A 13,344-nucleotide genomic window follows, 5' to 3' on the forward strand; every position below is an offset into this window, starting at 1 on the left:
GCGGCAGGTTGCGCGGCTTGACGGAGCCGAAGACGTACCCCTCCGACGGCGGGCAGGACAGCAGCAGGCCCGGGGTGTTCACCTCGTCCAGGCGCCGCAGCAACTGGTCGTTGAGACCGCGCCCCGCCCCCGTGGCCGAGCGGACCGCCACCACGTGCAGGCCGACCTCGTGGCCCAGTGCCAGGTGGTCGAAGAGCGGGGCGAAGGGGTGGTCGAAGGCGTTGCCGCCGCCGATCATGTCGTAGTCGTCGACGAGGACGAACAGCCGCGGCCCCTTCCACCAGTCGGCCCGCCGCATCCGCGCGGGCGTGATGTCGGGTCCCGGCGCCCGGGTCTTCAGCGCCCGCGCCGACCCCGCCACCAGCTCTCTCAGGGAGTCCACGGACACCGCGTGGCCGAGCTGGTACTCCGGCGGCACCGCGTCCACCAGTTCGCGCCGGTAGTCCACGACCAGCACCCGGGCCTCCGCGGCCGTGTACCGGGAGGTCACCGCCCGCGCCACCAGCCGCAGCAGGTTGGTCTTGCCGCTCTCGGTGTCACCGACGGCCACCAGGTGGGGCGTGCGCGAGAAGTCGTGCCAGACCGGTGCGAGCTGCTCCTCGTCGAGGCCCAGCGCGATCCGCAGCCCGCCGTCGAGTTCCGGCTCCGGCAGGGCGGACAGCGGCAACCGGTGCGGCAGCATCCGCACGGCCGGCGCCCCCGGCCCGGACCAGGCGCCGGTGATCCGTTCCACCAGGTCGGCGACCCCCTCGGCGAGGTCGTCGGTGCCCTGGCTGCCGTCGATGCGCGGCAGTGCGGCGAGGAAGTGCAGCTTGCCGTCCGACGTCAGCCCCCGACCGCCGGTCCTCGGCACGGAGGCCGCCTTACGGATGTCCACGACGGAGTCCATCGTGTCGCCGAGCCGCAGTTCCAGCCGGGTGGCCGCCTGGTCGCGGATCTGCGCGGACAGCTCCACCCAGCGGGCGGTGGTCACCACGAGGTGCACGCCGTAGTTGAGCCCGCGCGCGGCGATCTGGTTGAAGGTGGCCACGTGGGTGTCGTGGTCCTGACGGACCGTGGACCAGCCGTCGACGACGAGGAAGACGTCGCCGTGCGGCTGATCGGCGAACTCCCCCTGCGCACGCCGTCGTCGGTAGGCGGCCATGGAGTCGATCCCGTTGTCGAGGAAGAACCGCTCCCGATCGGCGAGCAGCGTGGTCACCTCGGCCACCGTGCGGCTGATCCGCTCGCTGTCCAATCGGCTGGCGACCCCGGCGACATGCGGCAGTCCGGCGAGCGCGGCCAGCGAGCCGCCCCCGAAGTCCAGGCAGTAGAACTGGACTTCGCGCGGGGTGTGGGTGAGCGCGAGCGCGGCCATCAGCGTCCGCACCACCGTGGACTTGCCGCTCTGCGAACCGCCCGCGACGGCCACGTGCCCGCCGGCCCCGGACAGGTCGACCACCAGCGGATCCCGCCGCTGTTCGAAGGGCTTGTCGACGAGTCCGACGGGGACCCGCAGGCGTCCGGCTCCCGGCCATGCGGCGGCGGTGAGCCCGCGTTCGGGATCCTCGGCGATGCCGGGCAGGAGTTCGTCCAGTGTCGACGGCGCCCCCAGCGGCGGCAGCCACACCTCGTGGGCCGGTGGCCCGGAGTCCCGCAGCCGGTCGAGGGCGACGGACAGCAGGGTGTCCGTGGACTCCTCGTCCGGGGTGACGACGGGTGCGGCCGGTGCGACGGCTCTCGGCACCACCCACCCCGCGGTCCACGGCACGATCTGGCTCGCCACCCTGGACTGCGCGACCCCGCCGCGCCGCTGCCGGTAGGGCCCGGACACGTAGGCCGCCCTGAACCGGGTCAGCGCCTCCACCCCGCTCTTGAGGAACCCGGCGCCGGGCTGCGAGGGCAGCTGGTAGGCGTCCGGCACGCCGAGCACGCCGCGGCTCTCCATGGCGGAGAAGGTGCGCAGCCCGATGCGGTACGACAGGTGACTCTCCAGCGCGTGCATGCGCCCCTCGTCGAGCCGCTGCGAGGCCAGCAGCAGATGCACCCCCAGCGACCGCCCGAGCCGTCCGATCATCACGAACAGGTCCATGAACTCGCGGTGGGCGGCCAGCAGTTCGCTGAACTCGTCGACGACCACGAAGAGGCTGGGGAGCGGTTCGAGGGGGGTTCCGGCCGCCCGTGCCTTCTCGTACTCCAGGGCCGAGCTGTAGTTGCCGGCGGCCCTCAACAGCTCCTGGCGGCGGATGAGTTCACCATGCAGGGCGTCCTGCATGCGCTCCACGAGGGCGACTTCGTCGGCGAGGTTGGTGATGACGGCGGAGGTGTGCGGCAGCCCGTCGAGGCCGAGGAAGGTGGCCCCGCCCTTGAAGTCGACGAGCACGAAGTTCAGGGTCTCGGAGGAGTTCGTCAGGGCCAGCCCCAGCACCAGCGTGCGCAGCAGTTCGCTCTTGCCGGACCCGGTGGCCCCGATGAGCATGCCGTGCGGTCCCATGCCGCCCTGCGCGGACTCCTTGATGTCCAGTTCGACGGGCCGCCCGTCGGCGCCCACCGCGACCGGCACCCGCAGCCGGGCCGCCCCGGTGGAGCGCCGCCACAGGGCCGCCGGGTCGTGCCGGTACAGGTCGGGGATGCCGAGCAGGGCGGTCAACTGCACATCACTGGAGAGCGGTTCGGCCGCGTCCGCGCTCAGGCTCATCCGGTACGGCGCCAGCAGCCGGGCCAGTGCCTCGGCCTCGGACCGCCCCACCGCGTCGGGCCGGCCCAGCGCGGTGGACTGCTCCTTGCGGCTGCGGTCGGTGCGCACCAGCCGGACCGAACCGGGCCGCACGTCCAGACGCAGGGTGGTCCGTCCGGGCCGCCAGCTGAGCGCCCCGGACAGGTCGAGGACGACGGTGTTGCGGGCCCCCGGCCCGTCCAGCCGGTGACCGGCCGGCACCGTCACGCCGTCCAGCACGATCACGGTGAACGGCTCGTCTCGGCCCGGGAGTTCGTCGGGGTCGAAGGCGGCCCGCTCGGCGAACTCCGCGCCCAGCAGTTCCTCCAGGTCGGCGAAGACGGAGGCCACCATCCGCGCGGGCCCGGCGCCGTCCCGCTCCTGCGGATGCAGGTTGTGGGGCAGCCACTTGGCCCACTCCCACTCGCCGCGGCGCTCGTCGGAGACGCACAGCGCGATCCACAGGTCCTCGGGGGCGTGGAACATCGCGAGCTGGCACAGCGCGGCCCGCACGAGCGAGCGTACGGCGTCCTCGTCGCCCCGCAGCAACACCCGTGACCAGGACCGCAGATACAGGCCGATCGGCTGGTCGGGGACCGTGCTGTAGGCGCGCACGAACCGGCGCAGCGCGTGCGCGGACAGCGGCTCCAGGTCCTCGACCGGCTTGGTGGACAGGGGGCTGAGCCGCATCGACAGCTGTTGCTCGCCGACCGCGATGCGGACCTCGCCGAAGTCGTCGTCCTTGGGCCGCCGTTCCCACAGCCGGGTGGTGCGCACCAGGGAGCGCAGCGCGACCGGCGCGGGGTGCCGCCAGGCGAGGGCCTGCTGCTGCTCGATGACGGCCCGCTGGACCTTGGCGCGGGTCTGGGTCAAGTAGCGCAGGTAGTCCCGGCGTTCGCCGTGCAGCCGCTGCTTGCGCTCGCCGCTCTTGCGCATCACCTGGCCGACCATCATGGCGCCGGAGGCCAGCACCATCATGCCGAGCGCGAGGTAGCTGAAGACGCTGCTGGTGCCGCCGGGCCGGATGAACACCAGCATCATCGAGACGGACATCATCGCCATCGGCAGGTAGGTCCACACGGCGGAGGTGTCCGGCACGGTCTCCGGGAGCGTGGGCGGCTCCTGGAGGGTCAGCTCCCCTTCGGGCATCTCGGGACCGCGGCGGCGGGCGGGTCGGCGGAACAGGACGACGCTCAACGGAGGGGCTCCTCGGGCAGGCAGGACGGTCGGCGAGAACGCGGGAGGGGTGTCACTCCGTATTACGGATGGGGAGCCCCGCAGGATCTGTGCCAGGAGAATTCGATGACCGACCACCAGGTGGCCGAGCTGTGCCACCTCACCGTCCGGGGCCCGGCCCGGACGATCGACCTCGCCGTGCCGGCGGACGTGCCGGTCGCCGACCTGCTGCCGACCCTGCTGCGGTACGCGGGCGAGGGCCGGGAGGACGACCCCGAGGAGGCCGGTCTCGACCACGGCGGCTGGGTCCTGCAACGCCTCGGGGAACGCCCCCTGGACGAGGAGGGCACCTTGAAGTCCCTCGACCTGAAGGACGGCGAGGTCCTCCATCTGCGGCCGCACGACGCCGCGTTGCCGGAGGTGCGCCTGGACGACCTGGTGGACGGCATCGCCAACGTCACCCGGGACCGGCTGCACGGCTGGACCCCGGAGGCGGGCCGCAGGCTGCTGCTGACCCTCGCGGTGGCCGCGCTCGTCCTCGGCCTCGGGGTGCTGGCCTGGCCGGGAGGTGCGGCGACCGTCAGGGTGACGGCAGCCGGAGTGAGCGGCCTGCTGCTGCTCGCGGGCGCCGCGTCGGCGTCCCGGGCGGTGGGCGACCGGGTCGCCGGAGCGGCGCTCGGCTTCATGGCGGGCCCGTTCCTGGCACTGGCCGGCTTCCTCGTGCCGGGCGGCGACCTGGGCAGCCCGCACGGGCAGCAGGTGGTCGGGGCACGGCTGCTGGCGGCGGGTGCCGCGGGCGCGGGCGGCGCGGTCCTGGCCCTCGCGGTGGCGGCGGTGGCCGCCCCCCTGTTCCTGGCCACCGCGCTGGTGTGGGTGTGCGCGGCGCTCGCGGGGGCCGCGATCGGCGTCTTCGGCCTGTCCGTCGACGGCACGGCGGCCTCGGTCGCCGCCCTGGCCGTGCTGTTCGGCGGGTTCGTACCCGCGCTGGCCTTCCGGCTCGCCGGGATGCGGATGCCCGCCCTGCCCGGCAGCGCCCAGCAGCTCCAGGAGGGCATCGAGCCCTACCGGGGCCGGGACGTGGCGATACGCACGGAGCTGGCGAGCGGCTGGATGACCGCCCTGTACGGTGCGACCGGCGCGGTCGGCGCGGGCTGTCTGGCGGCGCTGGCGCTGCGCCCGAACCTGCCCGAGGCCCTCACCGCGGGCATCCTGTCGCTGCTCCTGCTGCTGCACGGCCGGGGCATGGTGAACGTCCCGCAGCGCATGGCCCTGGTACTGCCGGGCGTCCTCGGCGCGGGCCTGCTCGTCGTCACCGCCGCCGGGGCGGTCGGCGCCGGGCAACGGCCGCTGCTGCTGGCCGCGTTGCTCGCCCTGACCGCCGTCCTTGCGATCGCCTCCTGGACGGTGCCGGGCCGGCGCATGCTGCCGTACTGGGGGCGGGCGGCCGAGTTGCTGCACTACGGACTCGCCGTCGCCGTCCTGCCGTTGACCCTGTGGACGCTCGGCGTGTTCGGCACGCTGCGGGCGATCAGCGGCTGAGCGGGGGACGGAAGCCATGCAGTCCAAGCGCGACCAGGTACAGGCACACGCCTTCGTCATGAACCGGCTGGCGGCCGGCATGCTGCTCGCCGACCCGGACGCCCCGGAGAGCCCCCTCGGGCGCACCACCCGGGGCGCGGTCACCGGGATCGTGGTGGCGGTGCTGGTGGCGGCCGGGGCCGTGGTCTACGGGCTCGTCTCGCCCGGCGGTGACGACTCCTGGCGGACACCGGGCACGCTCGTCGTCAACCGGGAGACCGGCGCCCGCTATCTCTACTACGACGGCCGGCTGCGCCCGGTGCGCAACTACGCCTCGGCGCGGCTGATCGGCGGCAAGGAGCTCAAGGCGCGGGACGTCTCCACCGCCTCCCTGGGCGACACCCCGGTCGGCGCCCCGGTCGGCATCCCCGGCGCCCCGGACGCCCTGCCCGGCGACGGGGACCTCGACTCCGGTGCCTGGCAGGTGTGTTCGGCGCTCGACGAGGACGGTACGGCGGTCACCGCACTGGTCGCGGGCGGCCCCACCGCATCCGACGGGCTCGGTCCGGGCGACGGTGTGGTGGTGGCCGGACCGGACGGCACCGTGCACCTGGTGTGGCAGGGCAGCAGACTGCGGCTGGACGCGAAGTCCGGCGCGGCCGTCTCCCTCGGCTACGGCACCGTCACCCCGCGCCCGGTGTCGGCGGCCTTCCTCGACGCCCTGGTCGAGGGCCCCGACCTCGCCGCGCCGAAGGTGGCGGGCCTCGGTTCCGCCGGGCCCGTCCTCGGCGGCTCCGCGAGCCGGGTCGGCCAGGTCTTCCGGGTGAGCGTGCCGGGCTCCGCCGAACGCCCCTACTACCTGCTGCGCAAGGAGGGCCTGGTCCCGCTCACCGACACCGCGGCGGCCCTGGCGCTGGGCGATCCCGCCACGCGCGAGAAGGCGTACGGGGGTGCCTCGCCGACCGCCGCCGACCTCGGCGCCGACACCCTCAAGCAGCATCTCGCGCCGGGCTCCGAGGGCCGCTCCCCCGGCACCGACGGCCTGCCCGCCGCCCCGCCCCGAGCCCTGGCGGTGCCCGAGCGGCAGGCGGCCTGCGCCCGGGTGGAGCCCGGCACCGACGGCACCCGGGTCGCCTCGGTGCTGGTCCCGGTCACCGACCTGGGCCCGGTCACGGCGGCCCCCACCGACCAGGTCGCGCCCGCCTGTCTGCGGGTGGACGGCGTGGTCGTACGGCCGGGTCACGGCGCCGTGGTGCGGGCGCTGGGCGCGGACGGGACGGCGGTGGGAGACACCACGTACCTGGTAGCCGACAACGGCGTGAAGTACCGGGTCCCGTCGAAGGCGGCCCTGGAGGCGCTCGGTCAGACGGACGCCGCCGTACGGTCACTGCCGGCGCCGCTCCTGTCGATGCTGCCGACGGGCCCGGACCTGGACCCCGCGGCGGCAACCGGAGCGAGCCGACCACACACCACGGGCCCTCTCTGCGCCGACACCCGCTCACCGCAACAGAACTGACCTGCCCTCAGCCGAGAGTGGCCCCCGCACGGCTGACCGCGTCAGTGGGCCGCTTTCATCATCGCGCCGACCGTGAGTGCCGCACGTCGGCGGGTGAGCAGGCGTACGGACAGAGCCAGGAGGTGGTTGCGGCGACCGCTGACGATGCTGGGGGGTGGGTTGCGCCGGTCGAGGGTCTGCAAGGCTTTCCGTACGACCTGTTGCGGAGTCTGGAGCGCTTTGGTGCCGCCCGAGGCGTTGGTCGTGCCGATGACGTCGAAGAACTCGGTTTGCGTCGGGCCCGGCGACAGCGCCAGCACCTTCAGCCCGGTACCGGCTGACTCGAACCACAGGGCCTCGGTGAAGTTCAGTACGAATGCCCTCGTCGCGCCGTAGACCGCGAGCAGTGGGTTGGGCTGGTAGGCGGCGTTGCTGGCGACGTTGACGAGGATGCCTGTGCCGGCCTGCCGCAGCTGTCCGATGTACGCCCGGCTGATGTTGACGACGCTTGCCACGTTCACCGTGATCTCGTCGCCGAGCCGGTCGGGATTCTCCTCGTGGAACGCGCCGTAGGTCCCGAATCCTGCGTTGTTGATCACGCTCGTGACCTTCAGACCGAGTCGGTCCGTCTCCTTGAGGAGCGTCTGCCCGGCCTGCGGCAGGCTGAGATCGGCCCCGATCGCGGTCACGGTGACGCCATGTGCGGCGGACAGTTCCTGGCCCAGCGCCTTCAGCCGGTCCTCTCGCCGAGCCACCAGCACCAGGTCCGAGCCCCGGGCGGCGAGTTGCCGGGCGAACTCCGCTCCCAGGCCCGCGCTGGCTCCGGTGATGAGTGTGGTCTGCCCTCGATAGTCGACAGCGGCCATGGAAGCCTCTTCTCTCGCGTTGTCTGCTTCTTGTCAGTCCGCTGTGCATCTGCCTCAGTAGCCCCGTCGTCAGCGGCTGGTGCGTCGGGCACCGGGGCCGGGTCCTGTGGAGCGGACGGGTCAGGGATGCCCGATCAGCCGGTGGCTGTGGGTGACGATGAAATCGGCGAGGCCTGTCGGGCGTCTTCCGGTGAGGCGCGTGACGTCATCGCGCGGGGTGGTCGGCGGCTTGGCGCGCAGGCTGACGGCCTGGGCGGCCAGGTGGGCGGCCCCCCGCGGGTTCGGCCGGCCCTGTGCCTCGGCGTCGGCGATCATCTCGCCGCGCCACTGGTCCGCGGTGATCTCCTCGTAGACCACTCGGTGCCCGGTGACTTCGCTGATGGTGCCGGCGACTTGCGCGTAGGCCATGAGGAAGGTGGGGCCGGCGATGAGAGTGCGGCCGTCGGCGAGCGTGCGGTCGGTGAGGAGCGCGGCGGCCATGGCACCGACGTCCGCCCCTGCGATCCATGCCACCGGGAAATCGCCGAACGCGTTGCGGATGACGCCCTTCTCGCGCATCTGTCGGCCGTGCACCTGGAGGAGGTTTTCCAGGAAGAAGGCCTCGATGCGCAGGTGCACGCCGTCGATGCCGGCCCGTTCGAATGCCTGCTCCGCGACCCACTGTGCCCTGCCCTGCGGGCTGAGGCTGCGTGGGTTGGACGCCGCCAGGGAGAGGTCGACCAGCCAGGGCAGGTGCGTCTCGCGTGCGGCACTCGCGAACAGCCCGGCGGCTTCGGCGATGCCCGGGCCCACCGGGTGGCAGAAGTACGCGGCGCGCACTCCGTCGAGTGCGCTGAGCAGGCTGTCGTAGTCGGCGAAGTCGCCGGTGACCACATCCGCACCCCAGGAGGCCAGCTGCTCGGCTCGCTCGTCCTGCGTGCGGACCAGTGCCCGTACGGGCAGGCCGCGCGCGAGGAGGTTCCGGGCGGCATGGCTCCCGGTGCCGCCGTGTCGTCCGGTCGCCCCCGTCACCAGGACCGGCCCTGGGCCGTCCGGACGGTCGCCGTCGGCAGGCATGAGCATCGCCACTCCCTTCCGAGTCCCTCACCACATCTAAGGATTATGCTATATTACATAATCCAGAACATGGGGAGGTCAGCCCAATGGGGGCAGGAGCGAAGAAGTCGACGCGGCAGGTGATGCTGGACAGCACGATCGGGCTGCTCCAGCGGCAGAGTGCCGGGGCGGTCACCCTCGACGCGGTCCTCGCCGACAGCGGAGCGCCGCGCGGATCCGTGTACTACCACTTCCCCGGTGGTCGCAACGAGCTGATCACGGCAGCGGTCGAGCTGGCCGGGGAGCGCATGCGGGAGACCATGGAGCGCGCGAGTGACGGCGCGGGTCCGCAGGAGGCGCTGGCCGCCTTCGCCGACTTCTGGAAGACCAGGCTGGCGTCCTCGGAATTCCGCGCGGGCTGTCCGATCGTCGCGGCGGCAGTGGACGACGAGCACCTCGTCCCGGAGGCGAAGGAGGCCGTCAGAGGAGTCTTCGCCCGGTGGCATGACCTCCTGGTGGACGCGTTCACGCGAGCGGGCCGCACGCCGGCCCGGGCCGAGTCGCTGGCCACGCTCGGAATCGCCGCCGTGGAAGGCGCCGTACTCATGTGCCGGCTCCAGGGCAGCCTTCGGCCACTCGACGACGTGATCGCGGAACTCGGCCCCTTGCTGGCCTGAGGCCGGACGTTTCCTGGCCTCCTCGGCGGAGGCCCTGCCGTTACCTCCGGAACCACATTGGAAGTTGCCATGATGCGTGTACTCGTCGTCGGTGCCGGCGCGGTCGGCGGCCATTTCGGAACGCTGCTCACCCGTGCGGGTGTCGACGTCACGTTCCTGGTGCGCGAAGCGCGCGCCGAACGTCTGCGGTCGGACGGCGTCGCCCTCGTCGCTCCGGACGGGACGCGGACGACGACCCCCGTCGCCACGGTCACCGCTCGGTCCCTGCGGGAGCCCTTCGACGTCGTGCTGCTGGCCGTGAAGTCGACCGCGGTCGCCGCCGCCCTGGACGATGTCGCCCCCGCGATCGGCCCCGGCACCGCCATCGTGCCGCTGCTCAACGGCATCGACCACCTCGCCGCCATCGGCGAGCGCTTCGGCGCCCGGCACTTGTTGGGCGGGGTGTGCCTGGTGGCCACCCAGGTGGACAGCGACGGCGCCATCCGGCAGCTCACGCCCGCGGCAACCATCACCGTCGGGGAACTGTCCGGCCGTGTCACCGAGCGGGTGGAAGCGATCACGAAGACCTTCGCCCCGGCCCATTTCGAGACGGTCGCCTCGACCACGATCGAGCAGGACATGTGGGAGAAGTGGCTGTTCATGGCAGCCGGTGGAGCTGCGACCGTGCTGCTCGGCGCCCACGTTGGCCAGATCAATCCGGTCAAGGACGGCACCGACGCCATTCACGACGTCATTGCGGAAACAGCCTCCGTACTCGAAGCGGCCGGACACCCCGCTCGGGAGGACGCGCTCGGCAATGTCACGGCGACGCTGACGTCCCCCGGCTCGATGTTCGCCACCTCCCTGTACCGCGACTTCCGTGACAACCGGGCCACCGAGGTCGAACCGATCATCGGCGGGCTCTGCCGGGTCGGATCCCAGCACGGCGTGTCCACGCCCCTGCTGCGAGCGGCGGCCGTGCGGCTGCGCGTCCATGAAGCGGGCCTCGCCTGACGCTCTGCCAGGCCGCGACGGCCGCGAACGGCACCGATGACCCTGCACCCAACAGCGAGGACGTCCCATGGAACACGGGCTGCGGTTTCAGCTGACGGGTGACGCCGCCGAGAGGTACGACGCCCACTCCCACCCCCTGATGGCGCCCTTCGTCGCAGCCCTGGCGGACCACGTCGGCGAGGGCGATTCCGTCCTCGACCTGGCCTGCGGAACGGGCTATATGACGCGCGCCGCCGCCATGCGCGCCGGGGAGAGCGGCCGGGTGGTGGGGGCGGACGTCAACCAGGCCATGCTCGACGTCGCCACGCGTCGCCTCCCTCCGACGACCACTCTGGTCCGCGCGCCCGCGGACGCGATTCCTCTCGGCGGCGCCGAGTTCGATGTCGTGGTCTGCCAGCAGGGAATCCAGTTCTTCCCCGACCTGCGCGCGGCCTTGATGGAGGTCGCCCGCGTCCTGCGCCCGGGCGGACGGTTCGCCGCCACAGCGTGGGCAGCCCGTGAGCGCTCTCCCTATCACGAGGCGCAGGGCCAGGCGGTGAGGGCCACTGCCCCCGGCCCGAACGACGAATCCGGCCCGCCCGCTGCCTTCGCCATGACAAGGGAGCACTTCCTCTCCGCCGCGGAGGCTGCGGGCCTTGTCGACTCCGGGGTGGGGGAGGTCGCCGCTGAAGTCGTGTTGCCGCCGTTGCCCGGCTTCGCCGCCGCGCACCTCACGGCTCTTCCTTTCGGGGCCGAGATCGCGCGCAGGGCCCCCGACGCGATCCCCGCGATCGCCCAGGCCATCACCGACGGCCTCAGCGGCTACCGGACTTCCGAAGGGGTCAAGGTGCCCTTCGTCTCGTATCTGCTGACGGCCCGCAAGCCGGTGTGAGCCCGCTCGCCGCACGCCGTCGGGAACGGACGCGAAATACGTCCGGGGGCGGCTGCCGGCACACCGTGACCCACCGCCCCTCGGCCCGTCATCGCTCCACCCAGGGGTGGAGACGGGCACTGCTGAGCGGCCGTGATGTCCACCTGTTCTCGACCTGCGGTGCGACGCCCGCTGACGGCAGGCCGCGCAGGATGGGGTGTGTTCCCGCCAGTTACCTGCGGTGTTCGCCCCTCTCCACGAGTTTCCCGAGCACGGCGATCCCGCATGCCAGAAGAAGGTGCACCCATGACTGTTTCACCTACGTCCGTTCCGCACGTCGAGGGCACCCGGCCCTCCACGGCTGGTCTCCAGGGGGCAGGGCACGGCGGTGTCGTCAGCGGGCGCCGGCTCGTCGGGGCGTTCTTGCTGTTCTCTTCCTTTCAGTGGTTCCTCGTGCAGGCCGCCGTGACGGCGGGATGGCGGACGCCGTACTCGCTGAGCAGGAACTTCATCAGCGACCTCGGGGCCGTGCACTGTGCCCGATTCCCGTCCGGCACAGGTCCCTACGTCTGCTCGCCGGCGCATTCGGTGATGAACGTGTCGATCGTCCTGTGGGGTGTGACCTGGGCCGTGGGAGCGCTTCTGACCGCCGAGCGTGGACGTCTGACAGGGAATGTCCTGCTGGCCGTAGGCGGCTTGGGCACCGTCCTGGTCGGTGTGTGGCCGGAGGACACGAATCTGACGATCCATGCGATGGGCGCCCTCATCCACACGGTAATCGGAGGTGCGGGTATGGCTGTCATCGGGTTTCGGCGTCTGCGCCGCGGTGACATCCCGGGCGGGGTGCTGAGCATCCTGGTGTTCGTCACCGCCGTCGTCGGCATCACGGCCACTGGTCTGGCCGCCGGTTCCGGGTCGCTCCTGCACGTCGGCCTCGGCGTCTGGGAGCGCATCGGTATCTGGCCGCAGGCCGCCTGGCTGACCGTGGCGGGAGTGGGGACCGCCTGGGCGGCGGTCACGCGCAAGGGTTCAGCGGCGGCGAGGGCCTCATGAGATCTTGGGCTCACCACTCGCAATGCCGGCCTGTGTGTCCCCCTCCGGGAGAAGGAACAACGGTGAACCACCCCGCCGCCACCATCCGGCACCACGAGAAGCTCCGGGAGCGCCGTGGGCTGGTGGGCGCGGTGGCCATGCTCATCAGCGTCGTCGTGTCCGTGCCTGCGGCTTCCGGCACCGGGGGAAAGGTGATCGTGGGCGTGCTCGGGGCGGTGGCCGTGGCGGGTACGTTGCTCGGTCAGCGCGCCTCCTCGGCACGGTGGGCGGTCGCGGGTCTGTCCCTCACCATCGTCATGGGATTCGCCATCACCGCCTTGGCACCTGCGGGGCTGGGCGAGGTGGCCATTTTGTTCGGTACTGCTTTCCTTCCCACCCGGATGGCTCCCGGCCGGGCGCGGACAGCGGTGATCGCCACGGTGGCCACCGGGTTCGGCGTGCTGATCATGCTGATCACGCGCAGTGCGGCCGGCCTGCTGGCGGGCGTCGCCGCATGGATCCTGGCCGACCGGTTCGTGGAGCACGCCGCGCTGGAGGCCGAACGCAACCGTGCGATGGCGCTGCTGGCCGAGGTGGAGGCGTCGCGCCAGGCGCAGAGCGAGGCGGCGGCCTTGGAGGAGCGGGCCCGTATCGTCCGGGAGATGCACGACGTGCTGGCGCACAGTCTCGCCGCCCTGTCGATGCAACTCCAGGCCCTGAGGGCGGTCGCCGCCGGCGAGGGGGCCGGTGAGTCCTTGACGGGGCCGCTCGACCGGGCCGCTGATCTCGCGCGGGACGGGGTGCAGGAGGTCCGGGCTGCGGTGGGGGCGCTGCGCGGTGCTCCGCAGCGCGGTGTGGACGGCCTCGCGGCCCTGGTCGAGCGCTACCCCGGCACGGTCCGCATGCGGGTCGCCGGCAAGGAGGGCAGGCTCTCGCCGGCGGCCGACCACGCGGTCTACCGGGCCGTACAGGAGGCCCTGACGAACGCGGCGCGCTACGCCACCGGC

Annotated in this window: 10 protein-coding genes; 7 read left to right on the forward strand and 3 right to left on the reverse strand. The window is 72.5% G+C overall.

Annotated features, from left to right (window positions below):
• Nucleotides 1-3,844: type VII secretion protein EccCa (gene eccCa / locus EHS43_RS22745; protein ID WP_125192628.1), on the reverse strand; the 3,844-nt coding region annotated here is incomplete at its 3' end.
• Between the two features lie 153 nt (nucleotides 3,845-3,997).
• On the opposite strand from eccCa, the gene eccD reads away from it, so the two are divergent.
• Both eccD and eccB read left to right on the forward strand, forming a co-directional pair.
• Nucleotides 3,998-5,410: a type VII secretion integral membrane protein EccD gene (eccD, locus tag EHS43_RS22750; RefSeq protein ID WP_125192619.1), complete on the forward strand. Its 1,413-nt coding sequence runs from the start codon at nucleotides 3,998-4,000 to the stop codon at nucleotides 5,408-5,410.
• A 16-nt stretch (nucleotides 5,411-5,426) separates the two neighbouring features.
• Complete coding sequence (eccB, locus tag EHS43_RS22755; protein ID WP_125192620.1) at nucleotides 5,427-6,905, forward strand: type VII secretion protein EccB; 1,479 nt, start codon at nucleotides 5,427-5,429, stop codon at nucleotides 6,903-6,905.
• A gap of 41 nt (nucleotides 6,906-6,946) precedes the next feature.
• Here eccB and EHS43_RS22760 read toward each other — a convergent pair whose 3' ends face one another.
• Together EHS43_RS22760 and EHS43_RS22765 are read right to left on the reverse strand one after the other, a co-directional pair.
• Complete coding sequence (locus EHS43_RS22760) at nucleotides 6,947-7,750, reverse strand: SDR family oxidoreductase (protein WP_125192621.1); 804 nt, start codon at nucleotides 7,748-7,750, stop codon at nucleotides 6,947-6,949.
• A gap of 120 nt (nucleotides 7,751-7,870) precedes the next feature.
• On the reverse strand, nucleotides 7,871-8,812 hold the full coding sequence (locus EHS43_RS22765) for an NmrA family NAD(P)-binding protein (RefSeq protein ID WP_125192622.1): 942 nt from the start codon (nucleotides 8,810-8,812) through the stop codon (nucleotides 7,871-7,873).
• Between the two features lie 80 nt (nucleotides 8,813-8,892).
• Between EHS43_RS22765 and EHS43_RS22770 the strand changes: the two genes are divergently transcribed.
• The 5 genes from EHS43_RS22770 to EHS43_RS22790 all read left to right on the forward strand — a co-directional run.
• Complete coding sequence (locus EHS43_RS22770) at nucleotides 8,893-9,462, forward strand: TetR/AcrR family transcriptional regulator (RefSeq protein WP_125192623.1); 570 nt, start codon at nucleotides 8,893-8,895, stop codon at nucleotides 9,460-9,462.
• Nucleotides 9,463-9,531: 69 nt separating this feature from the next.
• Nucleotides 9,532-10,455 carry a 2-dehydropantoate 2-reductase gene (locus tag EHS43_RS22775; protein WP_125192624.1) on the forward strand — a complete coding sequence of 308 codons (924 nt, stop codon included), beginning with the start codon at nucleotides 9,532-9,534 and terminating at the stop codon, nucleotides 10,453-10,455.
• Between the two features lie 67 nt (nucleotides 10,456-10,522).
• Nucleotides 10,523-11,326 (forward strand): class I SAM-dependent methyltransferase, encoded by an 804-nt coding sequence (locus EHS43_RS22780; protein WP_125192625.1) that lies wholly within the window; start codon nucleotides 10,523-10,525, stop codon nucleotides 11,324-11,326.
• A gap of 285 nt (nucleotides 11,327-11,611) precedes the next feature.
• Nucleotides 11,612-12,358, forward strand: coding sequence for a DUF998 domain-containing protein (locus tag EHS43_RS22785; RefSeq protein ID WP_185806364.1), 747 nt, complete (start codon nucleotides 11,612-11,614; stop codon nucleotides 12,356-12,358).
• 62 nt (nucleotides 12,359-12,420) lie between these two features.
• A partial coding sequence (locus EHS43_RS22790) for a sensor histidine kinase (protein ID WP_260470656.1) occupies nucleotides 12,421-13,344 on the forward strand: 924 nt, incomplete at its 3' end.

This window comes from Streptomyces sp. RP5T (assembly GCF_003933965.1).
Lineage (GTDB): Bacteria > Actinomycetota > Actinomycetes > Streptomycetales > Streptomycetaceae > Streptomyces.

Excerpts from the sequence above, each read along its gene's own strand:
- eccD (WP_125192619.1), top strand. The coding sequence starts at position 3,998 with ATGACCGACCACCAGGTGGCCGAGCTGTGCCACCTCACCGTCCGGGGC.
- eccB (WP_125192620.1), top strand. The coding sequence starts at position 5,427 with ATGCAGTCCAAGCGCGACCAGGTACAGGCACACGCCTTCGTCATGAAC.
- EHS43_RS22760 (WP_125192621.1), bottom strand. The coding sequence starts at position 7,750 with ATGGCCGCTGTCGACTATCGAGGGCAGACCACACTCATCACCGGAGCC.
- EHS43_RS22765 (WP_125192622.1), bottom strand. The coding sequence starts at position 8,812 with ATGCTCATGCCTGCCGACGGCGACCGTCCGGACGGCCCAGGGCCGGTC.
- EHS43_RS22770 (WP_125192623.1), top strand. The coding sequence starts at position 8,893 with ATGGGGGCAGGAGCGAAGAAGTCGACGCGGCAGGTGATGCTGGACAGC.
- EHS43_RS22775 (WP_125192624.1), top strand. The coding sequence starts at position 9,532 with ATGATGCGTGTACTCGTCGTCGGTGCCGGCGCGGTCGGCGGCCATTTC.
- EHS43_RS22780 (WP_125192625.1), top strand. The coding sequence starts at position 10,523 with ATGGAACACGGGCTGCGGTTTCAGCTGACGGGTGACGCCGCCGAGAGG.
- EHS43_RS22785 (WP_185806364.1), top strand. The coding sequence starts at position 11,612 with ATGACTGTTTCACCTACGTCCGTTCCGCACGTCGAGGGCACCCGGCCC.